The organism is Amycolatopsis sp. SB7-3, assembly GCF_041021335.1.
Lineage (GTDB): Bacteria > Actinomycetota > Actinomycetes > Mycobacteriales > Pseudonocardiaceae > Amycolatopsis > Amycolatopsis japonica.
The window spans coordinates 3010040-3029784 of sequence record NZ_JBFPJQ010000001.1 but is presented as its reverse complement, the minus strand read 5'-3'; the positions used below and the strand labels follow the sequence as shown (position 1 = coordinate 3029784).

Annotated in this window: 13 protein-coding genes; 1 reads left to right on the top strand and 12 read right to left on the bottom strand. The window is 67.3% G+C overall.

Translation table 11 applies throughout. From position 1 onward, the window contains the following. Nucleotides 1–39: 39 nt before the first annotated feature. Both AB8M46_RS14940 and AB8M46_RS14935 read right to left on the bottom strand, forming a co-directional pair. On the bottom strand, nucleotides 40–3951 hold the full coding sequence (locus tag AB8M46_RS14940) for a DNA-directed RNA polymerase subunit beta' (RefSeq protein WP_037332715.1): 3912 nt from the start codon (nucleotides 3949–3951) through the stop codon (nucleotides 40–42). Nucleotides 3952–4042: 91 nt separating this feature from the next. Beyond that, the gene (locus AB8M46_RS14935) at nucleotides 4043–7543 is read right to left on the bottom strand and encodes a DNA-directed RNA polymerase subunit beta (RefSeq protein WP_037332717.1); all 3501 of its coding nucleotides are present in this window, start codon (nucleotides 7541–7543) and stop codon (nucleotides 4043–4045) included. Between the two features lie 648 nt (nucleotides 7544–8191). On the opposite strand from AB8M46_RS14935, the gene AB8M46_RS14930 reads away from it, so the two are divergent. Further along, entirely contained in the window at nucleotides 8192–9358 is a 1167-nt protein-coding gene (locus tag AB8M46_RS14930; protein ID WP_394360515.1) for a hypothetical protein, read from the top strand. 175 nt (nucleotides 9359–9533) lie between these two features. On the opposite strand, the gene AB8M46_RS14925 is transcribed toward AB8M46_RS14930, so the two are convergent. From AB8M46_RS14925 to AB8M46_RS14880, 10 genes are all read right to left on the bottom strand, one after another. Further along, a complete protein-coding gene (locus tag AB8M46_RS14925) occupies nucleotides 9534–10376 on the bottom strand; it encodes a hypothetical protein (protein ID WP_394360514.1) in 843 nt (280 codons plus the stop codon). A gap of 198 nt (nucleotides 10377–10574) precedes the next feature. Beyond that, nucleotides 10575–11096: a hypothetical protein gene (locus AB8M46_RS14920; RefSeq protein WP_037332725.1), complete on the bottom strand. Its 522-nt coding sequence runs from the start codon at nucleotides 11094–11096 to the stop codon at nucleotides 10575–10577. Between the two features lie 31 nt (nucleotides 11097–11127). Beyond that, nucleotides 11128–12393, bottom strand: a complete 1266-nt coding sequence (locus AB8M46_RS14915; protein WP_394360513.1) for an MCE family protein — start codon at nucleotides 12391–12393, stop codon at nucleotides 11128–11130. Beyond that, nucleotides 12393–13595, bottom strand: a complete 1203-nt coding sequence (locus AB8M46_RS14910; RefSeq protein WP_125732145.1) for an MCE family protein — start codon at nucleotides 13593–13595, stop codon at nucleotides 12393–12395. The genes AB8M46_RS14915 and AB8M46_RS14910 overlap by 1 nt, the downstream gene beginning before the upstream one ends. Continuing rightward, nucleotides 13595–14773 (bottom strand): MCE family protein, encoded by a 1179-nt coding sequence (locus AB8M46_RS14905; protein WP_125732143.1) that lies wholly within the window; start codon nucleotides 14771–14773, stop codon nucleotides 13595–13597. Before AB8M46_RS14905 ends, AB8M46_RS14910 begins: the two co-directional genes overlap by 1 nt. After that, nucleotides 14770–15756: an MCE family protein gene (locus tag AB8M46_RS14900; protein ID WP_037332735.1), complete on the bottom strand. Its 987-nt coding sequence runs from the start codon at nucleotides 15754–15756 to the stop codon at nucleotides 14770–14772. The genes AB8M46_RS14905 and AB8M46_RS14900 overlap by 4 nt, the downstream gene beginning before the upstream one ends. Continuing rightward, nucleotides 15753–16784: an MCE family protein gene (locus tag AB8M46_RS14895; protein WP_037332737.1), complete on the bottom strand. Its 1032-nt coding sequence runs from the start codon at nucleotides 16782–16784 to the stop codon at nucleotides 15753–15755. Before AB8M46_RS14895 ends, AB8M46_RS14900 begins: the two co-directional genes overlap by 4 nt. Then, nucleotides 16781–18118, bottom strand: a complete 1338-nt coding sequence (locus AB8M46_RS14890; RefSeq protein ID WP_394360512.1) for an MCE family protein — start codon at nucleotides 18116–18118, stop codon at nucleotides 16781–16783. The genes AB8M46_RS14895 and AB8M46_RS14890 overlap by 4 nt, the downstream gene beginning before the upstream one ends. After that, complete coding sequence (locus tag AB8M46_RS14885; RefSeq protein WP_016331063.1) at nucleotides 18115–18951, bottom strand: ABC transporter permease; 837 nt, start codon at nucleotides 18949–18951, stop codon at nucleotides 18115–18117. Before AB8M46_RS14885 ends, AB8M46_RS14890 begins: the two co-directional genes overlap by 4 nt. Before the next feature lie 3 nt (nucleotides 18952–18954). Beyond that, nucleotides 18955–19707, bottom strand: a complete 753-nt coding sequence (locus AB8M46_RS14880; protein ID WP_125732839.1) for an ABC transporter permease — start codon at nucleotides 19705–19707, stop codon at nucleotides 18955–18957. Nucleotides 19708–19745 lie beyond the last annotated feature (38 nt).

The following is a 19745-nucleotide window of genomic DNA, read 5'->3' as shown; positions in this document are numbered from 1 at the left end:
CCGGATCGGCGAGGGCCCTTCTCGTGGATTTCGCTTCGGTCAGCGGAAGTCGCGGCCGAAGTCGTAGTCGTCCAGCGGCACCGCGGCGCCCGGCGTGGAGCCGAACACGTCCGGGGTGTAGTAGCCGTCGTCGTAGGACGGGATCGCGTAAGCGGCGACCCGCGCCTCCTCGGTCGGCTGCACCTGGATGTTGCGGTACTTGTTGATCCCGGTACCGGCCGGGATCAGCTTACCGATGATCACGTTCTCCTTGAGGCCCACGAGCTTGTCCGAGCGGCCGTTGATGGCCGCGTCGGTCAGGACACGCGTGGTCTCCTGGAACGAGGCCGCCGACAGCCACGAGTCCGTGGTCAGCGAGGCCTTCGTGATCCCCATCAGCACCGGGCGACCCGAGGCCGGCTCGCCGCCTTCGGCGACCGACGCGCGGTTCTTCGCCTCGAACTTGGTCCGCTCGGGCAGCTCGCCCGGCAGGAAGTCCGTGGCACCGGAGTCGATGATCGTCACGCGGCGCAGCATCTGCCGCACGATGACCTCGATGTGCTTGTCGTGGATCGACACACCCTGCGCCCGGTACACCTTCTGGACCTCGTCCACCAGGTGCATCTGCGCCTCGCGCGGCCCCATGACCCGCAGGACCTCGTGCGGGTCCGGCGTGCCTTCGAGCAGCTGCTGGCCGACCGCGACACGGTCACCGTCGCCCAGCGGGCCGTTCGGGGTGTTCGCGAGCCGCTGACGCTTGGACAGCTTGTCGAAGACGATCTCTTCGCTGCCGTCGTCCGGGATCAGCGTGATCTTCCAGAACCGCTCGCTCTCCTCGATGCGCACGCGGCCATCGACGTCGGCGATCGGCGCCTTGCCCTTCGGGACCCGGGCTTCGAACAGCTCCTGGACACGGGGCAGACCGGTCGTGATGTCGTCACCGGCGACACCACCCTGGTGGAACGTACGCATCGTCAGCTGCGTACCCGGCTCACCGATCGACTGGGCCGCGACGATACCCACGGCTTCGCCGACGTCGACGAGCTGACCGGTCGCCATGGACCGGCCGTAGCAGGTGGCGCAGATACCGACGGCCGACTCGCAGGTCAGCACCGAACGCACCTTGACCTTGGAGATCCCGCTCGAGATGAGCTTGTCGATCGCCGGGTCACCGATGTCGTCACCGGCGTTGAGCACGACGTTGCCCTTGGCGTCGACCGCGTCGGTCGCCAGGTTCCGCGCGTACACGCTGGTCTCGACGTGCTGGTCGCGCAGCACCTTGCCGTCGCCGATGTCCTCGCCGATCGGCATGTTGATACCGCGGGTGGTACCACAGTCGATCTCGCGGACGATGACGTCCTGCGACACGTCCACCAGACGACGGGTCAGGTAACCCGAGTCGGCGGTACGGAGCGCCGTGTCCGCCAGACCCTTACGGGCACCGTGCGTCGCGATGAAGTACTCCGCCACCGACAGGCCTTCACGGAAGTTGGCCTTGATCGGACGCGGGATGTACTCACCCTTCGGGTTCGACACCAGACCACGCATACCGGCCAGCGACCGGACCTGCGTCATGTTGCCCGCCGCGCCCGACTTCACGATCATCGCGATCGGGTTGTCGTCCGGCAGCGCCGTCTCCATGATCTTGTGGACCTCTTCGGTGGCCTGCGTCCACACCTTGACGAGCTCGTTGTTGCGCTCGGCGTGCGACAGCTGACCACGCTGGTACCGCTTCTCGACCTGGTCGGCCTTGCCTTCGTACTCGTCCAGAATGGCCTTCTTGCCAGCCGGGACGAGCACGTCGGAGATGGCGACCGTGACACCCGAACGGGTCGCCCAGTAGAAACCGGCGTCCTTCAGGCGGTCCAGGGTCTGCGCGACCTGGGTCATCGAGTAGCGCTCGGCGAGGTCGTTCACGATCGCGGCCTGACGCTTCTTCGGCATCGGCTCGTTGATGAACGGGTAGTCCGCCGGCAGCAGCTCGTTGAACAGCACGCGGCCCAGGGTGGTCTCGGCCAGCCACGCCTTGCCCGGCTCCCAGCCGTTCTCCGCGAGCCTCGCCTCGTCGGCCTTGGCGGGCTGACGATCGGTGACGCGGATCTTGATCGGGGCGTGCAGGCTCAGCGCCTTGCGGTCGTACGCCATGATCGCCTCGGCGGGCGACGAGTAGGCGTTGCCCGCGCCGTCGGCGTTCTCGTTCAACCGGGTCAGGTGGAACAGACCGGTCACCATGTCCAGACGCGGCATGGCGAGCGGGCGGCCCGACGCCGGCGAAAGGATGTTGTTCGCCGACAGCATCAGGATGCGGGCCTCGGCCTGCGCCTCCGCGGAAAGCGGGAGGTGCACGGCCATCTGGTCACCGTCGAAGTCCGCGTTGAACGCTTCACAGACCAGCGGGTGCAGCTGGATGGCCTTGCCTTCGACCAGCTGCGGCTCGAAGGCCTGGATACCGAGGCGGTGCAGGGTCGGCGCACGGTTCAGCATCACCGGGTGGCCGGTGATGACCTCTTCGAGCACGTCCCACACCTGCGGACGCGACCGCTCCACCATCCGCTTGGCGGACTTGATGTTCTGCGCGTGGTTCAGGTCGACCAGCCGCTTCATGACGAACGGCTTGAACAGCTCGAGCGCCATGTCCTTCGGCAGACCGCACTGGTGCAGCTTCAGCTGCGGACCGACGATGATGACCGAACGGCCCGAGTAGTCGACACGCTTGCCGAGCAGGTTCTGACGGAACCGGCCCTGCTTGCCCTTGAGCAGGTCGGACAGCGACTTCAGCGGGCGGTTACCGGGACCGGTGACCGGGCGGCCGCGGCGGCCGTTGTCGAACAGCGCGTCGACGGCCTCCTGCAGCATCCGCTTCTCGTTGTTCACGATGATCTCGGGCGCGCCGAGGTCGATCAGCCGCTTCAACCGGTTGTTCCGGTTGATGACCCGGCGGTAGAGGTCGTTCAGGTCGGAGGTGGCGAAGCGGCCACCGTCGAGCTGGACCATCGGGCGCAGGTCCGGCGGGATCACCGGGACGGCGTCGAGCACCATGCCGCGCGGGTCGTTGCCGGTGGCCTGGAAGGCCGCGACGACCTTGAGCCGCTTCAGCGCGCGGAGCTTCTTCTGCCCCTTGCCGTTGCGGATGGTGTCGCGCAGGCTCTCGGCCTCCGCGGCGACGTCGAACTCGGTGGCCAGCTTCTGGATGGCCTCCGCGCCCATACCGCCGGTGAAGTACTCGCCGTAGCGGTCGACGAGCTCGCGGTAGAGCAGCTCGTCGGCGATCAGCTGACGGGTGTCGAGCTTGGTGAAGGTCGTCCAGACCTCCTCGAGACGGTCCAGCTCGCGACCGGCGCGGTCACGCAGCTGACGCATCTCGCGCTCGCCGCCTTCCTTGACCTTGCGGCGGACGTCGGACTTCGCGCCCTCCGCCTCCAGCTCGGCCAGGTCGGCTTCCAGCTTCTGCGCCCGTGCCTCGATGTCCGCGTCGCGCTTGGTCTCGAGGTTCTTGCGCTCGACGCCGATCTCGTTTTCGAGGGTCGGCAGGTCGTTGTGCCGCAGCTCGGTGTTCACACCGGTGATCACGTAGGCCGCGAAGTAGATGATCTTCTCGAGGTCCTTCGGCGCCAGGTCGAGCAGGTAGCCCAGGCGGGAGGGAACACCCTTGAAGTACCAGATGTGGGTGACGGGAGCGGCCAGCTCGATGTGGCCCATCCGCTCACGGCGCACCTTGGCGCGGGTGACCTCGACGCCACAGCGCTCGCAGATGATGCCCTTGAAGCGGACCCGCTTGTACTTACCGCAGTAGCACTCCCAGTCCCGGGTCGGGCCGAAGATCTTCTCGCAGAAGAGGCCGTCCTTCTCGGGCTTGAGCGTCCGGTAGTTGATGGTCTCCGGCTTCTTCACCTCGCCGAAGGACCACTGACGGATGTCGTCGGCGGTGGCGAGGCCGATGCGGAGCTCATCGAAGAAGTTGACGTCCAGCACGTCTTTACATCCCCTTGGGGTTGATGCGACTAGAGGAGTTGGCGAGCGGAGGCGGGAGCCCACGGGAGGCAGGCTCCCGCCTCATCGCGGGTCAGTGCACGACGTCGTCCACCGAGGGCGACTCGTTGCGGGACAGGTTGATGCCGAGGTTGGCCGCGGCACGCTCGAGGTCCTCGTCGTCGGAGTCGCGCATCTCGATCGCGGCGCCGTCGCTGGACAGCACCTCGACGTTGAGGCAGAGCGACTGGAGCTCCTTCAGGAGCACCTTGAACGACTCGGGGATACCCGGCTCGGGGATGTTCTCCCCCTTGACGATGGCCTCGTACACCTTGACGCGGCCGACCACGTCGTCCGACTTGATCGTCAGGAGCTCCTGCAGGGTGTATGCGGCGCCGTACGCCTGCATCGCCCAGCACTCCATCTCGCCGAACCGCTGGCCACCGAACTGCGCCTTACCACCCAGCGGCTGCTGCGTGATCATCGAGTACGGGCCGGTGGACCGGGCGTGGATCTTGTCGTCGACCAGGTGGTGCAGCTTCAGGATGTACATGTAGCCGACCGAGACCGGGTACGGGTACGGCTCGCCGGAGCGGCCGTCCAGCAGCGTGGCCTTGCCGTTCTGCTTGACCATGCGCTCGCCGTCGCGGTTCGGCTTGGTCGCGCCGAGCAGCCCGGTGAGCTCCTCTTCCTTGGCGCCGTCGAACACCGGGGTCGCGGTGTTCGTGCCGGGGTCGACGTCGTAGAGCTCCTCGTTGAGGTTCTTCGCCCACTCCGGGTTGCCCTCGATCTTCCACCCCTGCGACGCCAGCCAGCCCAGGTGAAGCTCCAGGACCTGGCCGATGTTCATACGACGCGGGACACCGTGGGTGTTCAGGATGATGTCGACGGGCGTGCCGTCCTCCATGAACGGCATGTCCTCGGCGGGGAGGATCTTGCCGATGACACCCTTGTTCCCGTGGCGGCCGGCGAGCTTGTCGCCCGGCTGGATCTTCCGCTTCTGGGCCACGTAGACGCGGACCAGTTCGTTGACGCCCGGGGGCAGCTCGTCGTCGTCCTCGCGCGAGAACACGCGGATGCCGATGACCTTGCCGGTCTCGCCGTGCGGCACCTTCAGCGAGGTGTCGCGGACCTCGCGGGCCTTCTCACCGAAGATCGCGCGGAGCAGGCGCTCTTCCGGGGTCAGCTCGGTCTCGCCCTTGGGCGTGACCTTGCCGACCAGGATGTCGCCGTCGCGGACCTCGGCACCGATGCGGATGATGCCGCGCTCGTCGAGGTCGGCGAGGACCTCCTCGGAGACGTTCGGGATGTCCCGGGTGATCTCCTCGGCGCCCAGCTTGGTGTCGCGGGCGTCGATCTCGTGCTCCTCGATGTGGATCGACGTGAGCACGTCGTCCTGCACCAGGCGCTCGGAGAGGATGATCGCGTCCTCGTAGTTGTGGCCCTCCCACGGCATGACCGCGACTAGCAGGTTCTTGCCGAGCGCCATCTCACCGTTCTCGGTGGACGGGCCGTCGGCGATGACCTGACCCTGCTCGACCCGGTCGCCCTCGTTGACGATCGGGCGGTGGTTGAAGCAGGTGCCGTGGTTCGAGCGACGGAACTTGTACAGTCCGTAGCTCTTCCGCGTGCCGTCGTCGTGCATGATCGTGATCAGGTCGGCCGAGAGCTCCTCGACCACACCGGCCTGCTCGGCGACGAGCACGTCACCGGCGTCCACCGCGGCACGCAGCTCCACGCCGGTACCGACCAGCGGGGCCGAGTTGCGCAGCAGCGGAACGGCCTGACGCTGCATGTTCGCGCCCATGAGCGCGCGGTTCGCGTCGTCGTGCTCGAGGAACGGGATCATCGCGGTCGCGACCGAGACCATCTGCCGCGGCGAGACGTCCATGTAGTCCACGTCCAGCGGGTCGATCAGCTCGACCTCGCCGCCCTTCTTACGGACCAGGACGCGGTCTTCGACGAAGGTGCCGTCGTCGTGGATCGGCGCGTTCGCCTGCGCCTTCACGTAACGGTCTTCCTCGTCCGCGGTGAGGTAGTCGACCTGGTCGGTGACGCGGCCCTCGACGACCTTGCGGTACGGGGTCTCGATGAAACCGAACGGGTTGACCCGCGCGTACGAGCAGAGCGAACCGATCAGGCCGATGTTGGGGCCTTCCGGCGTCTCGATCGGGCACATGCGGCCGTAGTGCGACGGGTGGACGTCACGGACCTCCATGCCGGCGCGCTCACGCGACAGACCACCCGGGCCGAGGGCGGACAGACGACGCTTGTGCGTCAGCCCCGACAGCGGGTTGTTCTGGTCCATGAACTGCGACAGCTGCGAAGTACCGAAGAACTCCTTGATCGCCGCCACGACGGGACGGATGTTGATCAGGGTCTGCGGCGTGATCGCCTCGACGTCCTGGGTGGTCATCCGCTCGCGGACGACGCGCTCCATCCGGGACAGACCCACGCGGATCTGGTTCTGGATGAGCTCGCCGACGGTGCGGAGACGACGGTTGCCGAAGTGGTCGATGTCGTCGGTCTCGACCGGGATGACCTGGTCGCCGACGGTCGCCTTGTCCTCGCCCGCGTGCAGGCGGACCAGGTACTCGATCGTCGAGACGATGTCCTCTTCGGTCAGCGTCCCGGTGTCGTACGGCGTGGTCAGGCCGAGCTTCTTGTTCAGCTTGTACCGGCCGACCTTGGCCAGGTCGTAGCGCTTCGGCTTGAAGAACAGGTTCTCCAGCAGCGTCTGCGCGCTCTCCTTGGTGGGCGGTTCGCCCGGGCGCAGCTTGCGGTAGATGTCGAGCAGCGCCTCGTCGGTGCCGGCGGTGTGGTCCTTCTCGAGGGTGGCGAGCAGCGTCTCGGAGAAGGAGAAGCGCTCGCGGATCGCCTCGGTGGTCCAGCCGAGCGCCTTCAGCAGCACGGTGACCGGCTGGCGGCGCTTGCGGTCGATGCGGACGCCGACGGTGTCGCGCTTGTCGACGTCGAACTCGAGCCAGGCACCCCGGCTCGGGATGACGCGGACGTTGAAGACGTCCTTGTCGGTGGTCTTGTCGACGCTGGTGTCGAAGTACACACCCGGCGAACGGACCAGCTGGGACACGACGACACGCTCGGTGCCGTTGATGACGAAGGTGCCCTTGTCGGTCATCACCGGGAAGTCGCCCATGAAGACCGTCTGGCTCTTGATCTCGCCGGTGTTGTTGTTCACGAACTCGGCGGTCACGAACAGCGGGGCCGCGTACGTCATGTCCTTGTCCTTGCACTCCTCGACGGAGGCCTTGACCTCGTCGAAGCGCGGGTCGGAGAAGGACAGCGACATGGATCCGGAGAAGTCTTCGATCGGCGAGATCTCGTTGAGGACCTCTTCCAGGCCGCCGACCGGGTTTTCTTCACCTTCTTCGACGCGGCGTTCGAACCACGCCTCGTCGCCGGTGAACCATTCAAAGGACCTGATCTGCACGTCGAGCAGGTTCGGGGTGCTGAGCGGCTCGCGAATCTTTGCGAAGGAGACCCGCTTGGGGGCTCCCGGGATTCCCGTGGACTCCGAGCGAGATACAGCCGAGGTGGTCGCAGCAGTGGCCTGGTTCGCGGGAGAGACTGCCAAGATGCGTCCTTCCGGGGACAATGAGCGGTGAGCAGCCGCGTCAGCAACAGCTGATGCGGACTGTCAAGGGTGCCGTGTGCCCACTATCCTAACTACCGGCTCCGGGCAGCCTGAAAGAGGGCAGCGCAAAGAAGCAGTCTAGCCCGAACGTCGCGGTCTGTCCAGGGGGCGCTCCCGATGGGGCCCAGCCTGCATCGCAACGTCTTCAGGTATGCCTCTCCTCGGCCTCCCCGGGCCGTCCCTCCCGCAAGGGCACCGCCGGTTCTCACCGTTGCCAGTAAGCGTGACCCCACAGGGGCTCTGAGTCAAGATGCCGCGCGGTGGTCCCGCCGGTTGGCGCAGCGTGGAAGTAGCTCCGCGCCGGGCGCTTCACAGGACGATCATCCTGGTTACCGCCCGGTACCCGCAGGTGGCGGCCCCGGCGCGCCGACCTGCGTTTAGCGGGCTAAACGCGATCCGGCCGCCGGGGCTTCCCGGACGGTCACCGGGTCGGGCCAGGCGATCGGCGGGGCGCCCAGGGCGGACCCGGGCCGTGTGACCGTTGTGACCGGTGGGCCGTCTGGTGCGGCGCACAGGCGGCGCGGCGCACCTGCGTTTCGCGGGCTAATCGCGACGCGCACCGGGGCGGGCGCTGCCAGACTGGGCGGCGTGAGCGAAACGTGGGAGCAGGACGCCAGTGCCGAGATGCCCCCGGTCTCCCTGCGGCCGGAAGCCGAGTTGCGGCAGGCCGCGGAGCGGAGCCCCCTTCTCGGCGAGGTCCGCGGATACGTCGCCGGGTCAGCCGGCGACGATCCGCTGATCGCCCGGTGGGCGGAGGTGGCCGGGCTGGTCCGCGACGTCGACGGCGAGCACGTGCCCGTCGAGGAGAACGCGACGCTCGTCGACGACCCTCTCCGGCTCTGGGAGCGGCTGTATTCGACGATCGGTGAGGCCGAGCTTCTGCCCTTCGGACTGGTCGCGACGATCACACTCACGCTCTACCGGTCGGGTCCGGTCGCCATGCCGGTCGAGCTCCTTTTCGAAGCCATCGAGCTCGCGCAGGCGCCGGACGAATCGACGCGGTACGCGACGAGCGTCGCGCTGGATCTGCTGGAACGGCTCGGCGCGATCGAGAAGGGTACCGCGGACCCGGCCGGGCTCGCGCTGATCGCCGAGATCGCCGGAAAACCCGATCCCTCCCCGCACGTACTCAGCCTCACCCCGATCGCCGTCTGGGCGATCAACAGGGCGCTCCGCGAGGCCGGAATGGACGCACCGGTCATCGGTGAGGCGGCGGAGAAGAGTCTCGGCGAGCTGAGCACACGCCTCGCCGCGTCCGGGCCGGGGGTCATCGACGCGGAGCTGAAGGCCTGGGTCCGGCACCGGTCACCCTCCGACGCGGCGGCCGAGGCGAGCGCGTTCCTCCACACGGCGCGGCTCCCCGTAGAACGGTTGTTCGCCTTGATCGCGCTCGGAGAGACCGGTGAGATCGGTCTGGAGACCGCTGCGAGGGTCCGGGCCGAAGGCGGTCTGGTCGGCGCGGCGGCCGCGATGTGGCTGTCCGAACGTGGCGCGGTCGACCGGGAAACGATCACCCGCGACGAGGTCGTCCTCGGGATGGCCGACCACTACGCGGCGATGCACGCGCTCGGCGCGTTCGTCCATCAACTCGCCGACATGGACGACCGCTTCGACATCGTGGACCTGCTGACGTCCTCCGGCCATCCGGACCGGCTCCAGCTCCTGAACGTCGTCGGCACGGACCACCCGGACCCGAAGATGGCCAAGAAGGCACGCACGGCGAGCTACAAGCTCCGGTCGAGCGGTGGTGCCTGAGCCCCCTGGTCCACGCGCCGACGCGTGACGTTTAGCCCGCGAAACGCAGGTCAGCGGGGTCGGGCGCCGTGAAGGCCTCCTTGAGGGACTCTGGGTCCCTTAAGGAGGCCTTCACGGAACGACGGGCGTCGCGGAGGCGGATCGCGTTTAGCGGGCTAAACGCGATCCGGGCGGGTCACTTCGAGGGGGCCGGGGAGGCCGGGGGTGAAGCGGGGGCCGAGGAAGCGGTGGGGTTCGGCGGAGCGGCGTAGGTGTTCATCGCCGTGATCTTCCACTTGTCGCCCTGCAGCTCCGCGTTCAAGTGCAGCTGCGCGCTCCCGGCGGTGGTCTTGTTCGTGTCGGCCCGCGTCGAGCTCTGGTCGACGAACACCATCACGTCGGCCCGGTCGCCTTCCAGCCGGATGACGGCGCTGCGGGTGACCTTGCAGGTCACGACCATCTTCTGCTGCGGGGCCAGCCGCTTGACCTCGCCCATCAGCAGGTTGTACTTCGCCCGCACGTCGTCGTTGACCAGCAGATCGGCCGCCGCGGTCTCGGTCTTCGCGATGTTGTTGTAGTCGTACGAGAACAGCGCCTCGGTCGCCTTCGCGACCTGGTCCTTGACCTGCGCGGTCTTCGCGACGTCCAGCAGCGCCGTGTTGTTCGTCGAGCTGGACACGTCGTCGGCCTGGATCTTGAAGAGCACCGCGGTCGCGGCCAGCAGCAACCCGACGACGACCAGCGCGCCCGCCAGGATCAGCTGCTTCGAGCCCGGCTTCTTCTCGTCCTTCGAGGATTCGTCGACCTCGGCTTCGGCCTCTTCGAGGTCGTCCGGCTTCTCCTCGGCGACCGCGCGGGCCTTCGCACGCGGGGTCGGCTTCGCGACGACCTCTTCTTCGGGAGCTTCAGGCTCTTCAGCGACCTCGGTGTCCTCAGCGGTCTCGACGGACTCGGCGGACTCGACCTCGGGCTCAGGCTCCGGCTCAGCAACCGGAGCCGGCCGCGGCGACGGACGGCGGACCGGCGCCGGCTTCGCCACCGGCGTCTCCTCGACCTCGACCTCCGAAGCCGGAGCCTCCGAAACAGGCGCGTCCGAAACCGGAGAAACAGGAGCGGAAGCAGGAGACGCACCGGGCCGTCGCAGGCCGGCCACCCGGGGGCGGCGCACCGGCGGAGTGCTGCGAGGGGGCTGGCGACGGGAGGGGGGCACTACGTGGCTCCGTTCTAGGTGACGCTCTTACTGACCGGCCGCGACGAGGGGCACGTTGTCGATCCCGGACAGCTTCCACTCATCGCCGACCCGGGTCATCGAGACCTCCAGGCGCAACGCCTTCGAGCTCGCCTTGTCGCCCTGGGTGACCTGGGTGGAGATGGCGGCGAGGAAGCTCGCCTTGCCCTCGTGGTCGTCGAGTTCCTCGACCGCGATGTCCTGGATCGTGGTCACGACCTTGGTCTTCGCGTCGCCGAGCGCCTTGCGGTAGGTCGGCTCCAGCTGGGCCAGCTGCTGGCTCATCTTCTCGTCGGAGACGGCCTTCTGCTTGTTGAAGAACTCGTCGAGGTTCTCGAAGTCGACCTCGGTGTACGCCTTGATCGCGGTGCCGCCCGCCTTGACCACGTCGTCCCGCGAGCGCGCCAGGTCGGCGTTGTCGTCCGACGCGGCCACGGCCCACATGACACCGAAGATCGCCGCGGCGAGGAAGGCGGCCAGCGCGAACGCCGCCGCCCCCAGTACCAGGGTCCGCGATCGAGAAGAACTCATGACACTCCAGGGTAGGTATACGGTCTCGGGCTCAGCCGGGCAGGCCCAGCAGCGTGCCGAGGGTGGGCAGGCTGACCCCGGGGCTCTGCAGGACGCTCGGCATGCCCTGCGCCGCGCGCAGGCTGGCCAGCTCCTCGGCCGAACGGCCCGCGTTCGCCGCGACGTCGCCTTCCGACGGGATCTGCGGAACCCCGTTGTACGGCACGTTCTGCGAACCGCGCACGTTGATCGGGCTGCCCTTCGGCTCGGCGCAGTACGCGTCGTCCTTCGGCGCGCGAGGCGTCGTGTCGGTGCCTTCGCGGTACTTGTCGAGGCCGATGTAGCCCTTGGTGCACGAAGGCGGGTTGAACAGGTTGAGCGCGAGGCCCAGGTGCGCGGTGCCGTCGTTGGCGACGCTGTTCGCGCCCGCGGCCAGCATCGGGTACGTCACCAGGCCCTGTTCGAGCCCGTCGAGCCGGGTCACCAGCAGATTCGACGTCGTGAGCAGGTTCGCCGTCAGCGCGCCCAGCCCCGGTCCGGATTCGGCGAGCACCTCGCTGATCTGGTTCGCCACCTGCGGGGTGATCCCGATCAGCTTCCGGATGTCGGCGTCGGAGTTCTTCAGCGTGCCCGAGAGCTTGTTGAGGTCCGCGCTGAACGACTTCATGGAGCTCGACATCTCGTTCTGCGTTTCGAGGACCTGCCCGCCCTTTTCCAGCAGCTGGATCGTCTGCGGGAGGTACTCCTGCGCGGTCGTGGTGAAGCTCCGCGCGGTGTCGAGCAGCCGCTGCAGGTCGGGGCCGGTGCCGTTGAAGGCGTTGTACGACTCGTCGACGACCTTGCGCAGCGAGTCGGTCGGCACCGAGGCCGCGAGGCTGTCGAGGTCGCCGATGAGCTGCTCGGTCGGCACGGGCGTCTTGACCTTGTCGGCCGGGATGACCGAACCCGCGTTCAGGTACGGTCCCTTGTCGCTCTTGGGCTTCAGGTCGACGAACTGCTCGCCGACCGCCGACCGGTTCGCGACGACGGCGTCGAGATCGGCTGGCACCTGTGGGGCGTCCGGCGAGATGTTGAGATCGGCTTCCAGCCCGGTCTTGGTCAGGCGCAGCTCGCCGACCCGGCCGATGTTGAAGCCGCGGTACGTGACCTCGGCGTTGGTGAAGATGCCGCCGGATTGCTTGAGCTGCAGCTTCACCGTGTAGCCCTCGTCGCCGAAGACCTGGCCGAGCCCGGCGAACCGGATCAGCGCGTACACGATGGCGACCACGGAGATGATCGCGAACGCGACCAGCTGGATCTTCGTCCTACGGACCAGCATCAGCCGGCACCTCCCGAAAGCACGCCGAAGATACCGGCGGGTCCGGTCTGCTGCGGCTGCCCGCCACCCTGCGGCGCGCTCGCCTGGCCACCGGCGACACCGCCGACGCTGTCCGGGATCGGCAGCGGCGGATTCGCCCCCGGTCCCTCCGTCCCGCCGGTCAAGCCCGGCACCGGGACGACGTCCTGGAGCGGGTTCTGACGGCTGCGGCCGAGGTTCTTGAGGATCTCGTTCAGGTTCAGGTCGATCTTCGCGAAGAGGTTGAAGTAGTCGCCCTTGACGCCGTCATAGGCGGCGTCGCTGAACGGGAAGGTCAGCAGGATCTCCAGCGCCTTCGGCAGGTCCGCGCCCGCTTCGCCGAGCTTCTGCAGCGTCGGCTGCAGTGCCTTGAGGTCGGCGACGAGGTCTTCCTTGCTCTTGTTCACCGTGTCGACGGCGACACCGGAGAGGTGGTTGAGCGCGTTCAGCATGGTCACCAGCTGACCGCGCTGCTGCTCCAGCACACCGAGCCCGGGGCCGAGGTTGTCGACCGCGCCGACCAGCTTGTCCTTCTGGCCGTTCAGCGTGAGCGAGAGCCGGTTCAGCCCGTCGAGCGCCCGCGTGATGTTCGCGGACTGCTTGTCGAGGTTCGTGACCAGCTCGTTGGTGTTGTTCAGCAGCGCCTTGAGCTCCGGCGAGCGGCCGGTGGTGGCGTTGTTGAGCTCCTTGGTGATGGTGTTGAGCTGTTCCACCCCACCACCGTTGAGCAGCAGCGAAAGCGCGCCGAGCAGTTCCTCGACCTCGACGCTGCGGTTCGTGCGGGCCAGCGGGATCACCGCGTTGTCGGCGAGCTTGCCCTGTCCGTCGGCGGGTGCGGCCAGCTCGACGTACTTCTCGCCGAGGAGGCTCGACTGCTTGACGTTGGCGAGCGCGTTCGCCGGCAGTTTCACGTCGCCGTTGACCCGGAGGGTGACTTCGGCGTTCCAGCCGTCCTGGGTCAGGCCGATGGCTTCGACCCGGCCGATGGCGACCTCGTTGACCTTCACCCCGGCCTGCGGGGTCAGGTCGAGGACGTCACGGAACTGCACCTTGACGGTGTACGGGTGGTCGCCGAGTTCGGCGCCGCCCGGCAGCGGGACGTCGTAGATCCCGCTGAACGCGCAGCCGCTCAACGTCAGCGCCGCGACGGTCCCGACAGCCGCGAAAGCAAGTTTCCTGTTCATCACTTGGCCGCCGTTCCGTAGAGCTGACCCGCGATCGGGAGCGGCAGCGGCGGCAGCTGGCCCGCCTGCGACGACTGGATCACCTGGGCGATGGACGGCAACGGCACCAGCCCGTCGACCAGCCCGGCGACACCCTTGCACGCGTCGCCCAGCGCATCGAGCGCGTCCGGGGTCTGCTTGAGCAGGTTGCACACCATCACCAGCGGCGGCTGGGTGAGCTCGTTGAGGTTGGCCCGCGCGTCGAGCGTGCCCGAAGAGGCGTTGTAGGTGTTGACCAGGTTCCCGAGGCCGACCGGGGCGACGTCGAGGATTTCGGCGAGCGCGCCGCGCTGGTCCACGAGCACCTTGGTCACGCTCGCCAGTTTGTCCACATTGGACTTGAGCCGGTCGCGGTTCTTCTCGATGAACGCCTGCACCGCGGTGAGCGTGTCGGACAGCTGCTTCACCGTCGCCGAGAGGTTCTCCCGCTCCCCCGCGAGGAATCCGCTGACGTCGGCGAGCTGCCGTTCGAAGTCACGGACCTGCTTGTCGCTGTTCACCAGCGTCTTCGAGAAGGAGCCGAGGTTCTCGACGGTCTTGAACAGGTCGTCCTTGTTGCCCGACAACGTGCCCGCGGCCTGGCCGAGCTTCGTGATCGTGTCGTGCAGCGCCTGCCCGTTGCCGTCGAAGTTCTTCGCGGCGGTGTCGAGCAGGTTCGACAGCGAACCGTTCTTGTTGGCGCCGTTGGGCCCGAGCGACTTGCTGACCCGGGACAGGCTGGCGGCGAGCTCGTCGACCTCCAGCGGCACCTCGGTGCGGTCGAGGCCGATGACGGCGCCGTCGGCGATCCGCGGGCCGCCCTTGTACGCCGGGGCCAGCTGCACGTAGCGGTCGCTGACCAGCGACGGCGACACGATGATCGCCTTCGCGTCCGCGGGCACCGCCACCGAACGGTCGTATTCGAGGTCGACGCGGACCTGGTTGCCCATCGGCTGGATCCTGGTGACCGTGCCCATGTCCACGCCGAGCATGCGGACACTGTTGCCTTCGTAGAGGCCGACGGTGCCCGCGAAGTACGCGGTCACGTGGTTGCGGCCGGCGTCCTTGAGCGTCCACCACAGCGCGCCGGCGACGACCAGCGCGAGCACGATCGCGATGGTGAAGCCGCGCGCGAGGCTGGAACCGAGACGGGTACTCATTTCTCGTAGCACCCCTTGTCGTTGATCGGCCCGAACGACGGCAGGACCAGTCCGCAGATGTAGTTGTCGAACCAGCGGCCGTTGCCGATCGTGTTCGTGAACACCCGGATGAACGGCGCGAACCGCGCGATGCCCTGGCCCAGGGCGTCCTGGTTGCGCTGCAGCATCGAGGTCAGCTGGTCGAGCTGGGCGAGTACCGGGTCGAGCTGCGCGTCGTTGTCGTCGACCAGGCCCTTGAGCTGGGTCGCGAGGTTGCGCGAGCCGTCCAGCAGCGCGGAGATCGCCTCCTTGCGCTTGGCCACCTCGCCGAGCAGTTTGTTGCCGTCGGCCAGCAGCTTCTGGAACTCGGCGTCCCGGTCGACGAGCGTCTGCGACACCTGCCGCGTGTTCGCGAGCAGGCTCGAGAGCTGCGAGTCGCGTTTGGCGATGGTGTCCGAGAGGCGGGAAAGGCCGGTCAGGGCGCCCTTCACGTCGGCCGGGGTGTCGGCGAAGGTCTCCGTGATGACGTCGAAGCTCTTCGCCAGCTGCGTCGTGTCGATGTCGTCGACGGTCTGCGAAAGACCGCGGAAGGCGTCGAGGACGTCGAACGGCGACATCGTGCGCTCACGCGGGATGGTCGCGCTCGGGTCGAGCGTGCGCTGCCCCTGCGGGTCGAGCGCCAGGTACTTCTGGCCGAGGACGGTCTTGATCTTGATCGCCGCGCTGGTCTTGTCGCCCAGCCAGGCGTCCTTGACCTTGAACGAGATCCGGACCTTGTCGCCGTCGAGCTTGATCTCGGAGATCTTGCCGACCTTCACACCGGCGACCCGGACGTCGTTGTCCTCCTGGAGGCCCGAAGCCTCGCTGAAGTCCGCGGTGTAGGTCGTCCCGCCACCGATGACCGGCAGGTCCTCGGAGTTCAGCGCGGCGATGAAACCGAGCAGCAGCACCGAGACGCCGACGAGCGCGATCGGGATCGGATTGCGTTTCCGGAACGACTTCATGCCGTGCACCTCGCCCGGTTCACCGGCAGCAGCGGCAGGTTGATCGGCTCGTTGATCAGCGGAGGCAGGGCGACGGCTCCCGTCATCTCACAGGCGAAGAAGTTGAACCAGGAGCCATAGTCGGCGGTGCGGGTCAGCGCCGTCACCTTCTGCGGCAGGAACTGGATGAAGTGCTCGACGATCGGCTGGCTGTCGTTGAGGTTCTTCGACAGCGTGCCGAGCGCGGCGATGTCCTGCTTGAGCGGCTCGCGGGCTTCACCGAGCAGACCGGAGGTCGTCTTGGCGAGGGTGCCGAGCGAGTCGATGGCGTCGCCGATCGGCTCGCGGTCCGCGGCCAGCCCGGAGACCAGCTGCTGCAGCTTGACGATCAGGTCGTTCAGCTGCGGCGTGTGCGCGTTGACCGTGTCGAGCACCGAGTTCAGGTTGTCGATGACCTGGCCGATCACCTTGTCCTTGTCGGAGATCGTGGTGGCCAGCGAGGCGGTGTGCTTCAACAGGCTCTCGACGGTGCCGCCCTCACCCTGCAGGACCTGGATGACCTCGTAGGACAGCTTGTTGATGTCGTCCGGGTTGAGCGCGGTGAACAGCGGCTTGAACCCGTTGAACAGCTGCGTCAGGTCGAGCGCGGGCGTGGTCCGCTCCAGCGGGATGTTCCCGCCGGGCTCCAGGTTCTTGCCGGAGGAGTCGGTGCCCTGCCCGAGCGAGACGTAGCGCTGGCCGACCAGGTTCCGGAACTTGATCTGCGCGGTGACCCCGGCGGGCAGTTTGCGTCCGGCGTCCACTTCGAACTCGACCTCGGCCTGGCGGCGGTCGACGATGCGGACGTCCTTGACCTGCCCGACCCGGACGCCGGCGATGCGGACGTCGTCGTTGGGCAGCAACAAGGTGGCGTCGCTGAACCGCGCCTTGTAGGCGTTGGTGCTGGTGGTGTTCACGTTGGCGATGCTGATCCCGAGGATGGTCGTGAACAGCACGGTGACCACGATGAAGGCGCAGAGCTTGATCAGCGGAGCGAGCAATCCCCTCACTGGACGTGCACCTCCGCTCCCCGGTAGAGCGGACCGACGAGCAGCGATCCCCAGCCGGGCACGTCCGAGGCGGACATGCCGACCTGCGGCGCGACCAGTTGCGCGAGGAAGTCCGATTCGGACGCGCTGTAGGACGGGCTACCGCCGGGCGCTCCCCCGCCGTTGTAACCGCCGACGTTCGCGAAGCCGTTCGACGGCGAAAGGCCGTCGTTCGCCGAGCGTGCCGGCTGCTTGACCGTGCTGCCGTCCTTGATCGGACCGTCCGGCGGGTACTGCGGGAACGGGTCCGGGAACTGCTTGAGGTCGTAGCAGCGCGGACCGCGTTTGTCCTCGAACCGTGGCTCGTCCTTGCCCGGCAGGTACGGCCCGCGGTTGACGGTGACCTCGATGGTCGCGTGCAGACCGGGCCGGTCGGTGCCCTTGCCGAGCGCCTTGTCGATCTTCGGCAGGTTGGCCGCCATCTGCCCGATCACGCAGGGGTACTCCGGCGCGTATTTCGCGAGCAGCTCCGCCGTCGGGCGGGCCGTGTCGGCGAGCCGGATCAGGTTGTCGGCGTTGTTCTGCAGGAACGTCTGCAGATCGACCGAAGCCTGGGTGACGCTGCCGTAGAGGTTCGCCAGGTTCATCTTCTGGTCCACCACGGTGCGGGTGGTGGTGCTCAGGTTGTCCAAGGTCTGCACCAGGTCCGGGGCGACGGCGTTGAGGTTGTCCGAGAACTTCGCGAGCTCTTTGAGGTTCTGCTGGAGCTTCGGCTCGTGCGGGTTCAGCTGCCCGACGTAGTCGCCGAGCTGCGCGAGGGTGTCGCCGAGCTGGTCACCGCGGCCGTTGAGGGCGGTGGAAATCGCCGACAGCGTGCTCGACAGCTTCTGCGGCTGGACGGCCTGCAAGACCGGCATCAGATGAGCGAAGGCCTGCTCCAGCTCGACCGCGCCGGACGTACGGTCCTGAGTGATCACGTCACCTTCGGCGATCGTCTTCTCCGACGGCGCGTCCGGGATCTCCAGGGAGACGAAACGCTCACCGAACAACGTCTTCGGCAGGAATCGCGCCGAAACGTTCTGCGGGATCAGTTTCGCCGACTCGGGATTCAGCGCGAGCGTGAGCTCGGCGCCGTCCGGGGTCGCGGTGATGTCCTTGACCGAACCGACGATGAGGCCGCGGACCTTCACGTCGGACTGCTTCAGCAACTGGTTCCCGATGTTGCCCGACTGGAGCTTCACGCTGACGACGGGCGTGAACGCCTTTTGGTACAGCGCGATGCTCAGCGCCACTCCGCCGATGAGCACGGCGACCAGGAGCAGACCCAGTAGCCTGCGCCGGACTGTCGCGATCATCCTGCGATCCTCACCGTGACGTCGGTTCCCCAGATCGCGAAACCGATGAAGAAGTTCATGATGGACACCGTGACGATGCTCAGCCGGACCGCTTTACCGACCGCCACGCCGACACCGGCGGGGCCACCGGAGGCCCGGTATCCGAAATAGCAATGGGACAGGATGATCAAGACGCTGAACAACAGCACCTTGATGAACGAATACAACACATCCTGTGGTGGTAGGAACAGGTCGAAATAATGGTCGTAGGTACCCGCTGACTGGTTGTAGATGTAGATAACGACCAACCGCGACGCGAGATACGAACTCAGCAGGCCGATGACGTACAGCGGGATGACCGCGACGAAACCGGCGATGATCCGCGTGGTCACCAGGTACGGCAGGCTCGGCACGCCCATGACCTCGAGCGCGTCGATCTCCTCCGAAATCCGCATGGCGCCCAGCTGGGCGGTGAAGCCCGCGCCGACGGTCGCCGAAAGCGCGAGGCCGGCGACCAGCGGGGCGATCTCGCGGGTGTTGAAGAACGCGGTCAGGAAGCCGGTGAAGGCCGAGGTGCCGATCGAGTTCAGCGCCGAGTAACCCTGGAGACCGACGAGGACACCGGTGAACAGGGTCAAGCCGACCATCACGCCGACCGTGCCGCCGATGACGGCGAGCGAGCCGGAACCGAAGCTCACTTCGGCCAGCAGCCGCAGGACTTCTTTCATGTAGCGGCGAAGCGTCCTGGGCGTCCACAGCAACGCGCGGCCGTAGAACGACATCTGGTCACCGAGGTTGTCCAGTGTCTGCAAAGGACGGTTGGCGACCCGCTTGGCGCCCTGGAGAAAGGTCATGCGTCAGTCCAGCTTTCCGGGCACGATCTGCAGGTAGATCAGCGTGATCACGAAGTTCACCACGAACAGCATGAGGAACGTGATGACGACCGACTGGTTCACCGCGTCGCCGACGCCCTTCGGGCCGCCGGACGGGTTCAGTCCCCGGTAGGAGGCGACGACCGCGGCGATGAAGCCGAAGATCAGCGCCTTCAGCTCGCCGACCCAGAGGTCCGGCAGCTGGGCCAGCGCGGAGAAGCTCGCCAGGTACGCACCCGGCGTCCCGCCCTGGAGGACGACGTTGAAGAAGTACCCGCCGAGCACGCCGATGACGCTGACCATGCCGTTCAGCAGGAGCGCCACCAGCATCATCGCGAGCACACGCGGCACGATCAGCCGCTGCACCGCGGAGACGCCGAGCACCTCCATGGCGTCGATCTCCTCGCGGATGGTCCGCGCGCCGATGTCCGCGCAGACCGCGCTACCGCCGGCGCCCGCGACCAGCAGCGCCGTGACCAGCGGACTGGCCTGCTGCACGGTGGCCAGCACCGACCCGGCGCCCGTGTAGGACTGGGCGCCGAGCTGGCGGGCGAGTGAACCGAACTGCAGCGAGATGACCGCGCCGAACGGGATCGCGACGAGCGCCGTCGGCAGGATCGTGACGCTCGCGATGAACCAGGCCTGCTGGATGAACTCCCGCAGCTGGAACGGGCGCTGGAAGATGCCACGAACGATGTCGAGGCCGAGAGCGAACAGGTTCCCGGTCTCGCGCACCATGCCGATTCCGGGGATCTTCGCCGATGAAGCGGGAGAGC

Bases quoted from the DNA above. Each gene is read 5' to 3' on its own strand.
- AB8M46_RS14920 (WP_037332725.1), bottom strand. From the start codon at position 11,096: ATGAGTTCTTCTCGATCGCGGACCCTGGTACTGGGGGCGGCGGCGTTC.
- AB8M46_RS14915 (WP_394360513.1), bottom strand. From the start codon at position 12,393: ATGCTGGTCCGTAGGACGAAGATCCAGCTGGTCGCGTTCGCGATCATC.
- AB8M46_RS14910 (WP_125732145.1), bottom strand. From the start codon at position 13,595: ATGAACAGGAAACTTGCTTTCGCGGCTGTCGGGACCGTCGCGGCGCTG.
- AB8M46_RS14905 (WP_125732143.1), bottom strand. From the start codon at position 14,773: ATGAGTACCCGTCTCGGTTCCAGCCTCGCGCGCGGCTTCACCATCGCG.
- AB8M46_RS14900 (WP_037332735.1), bottom strand. From the start codon at position 15,756: ATGAAGTCGTTCCGGAAACGCAATCCGATCCCGATCGCGCTCGTCGGC.
- AB8M46_RS14890 (WP_394360512.1), bottom strand. From the start codon at position 18,118: ATGATCGCGACAGTCCGGCGCAGGCTACTGGGTCTGCTCCTGGTCGCC.
- AB8M46_RS14885 (WP_016331063.1), bottom strand. From the start codon at position 18,951: ATGACCTTTCTCCAGGGCGCCAAGCGGGTCGCCAACCGTCCTTTGCAG.
- AB8M46_RS14880 (WP_125732839.1), bottom strand. From the start codon at position 19,707: ATGGTGCGCGAGACCGGGAACCTGTTCGCTCTCGGCCTCGACATCGTT.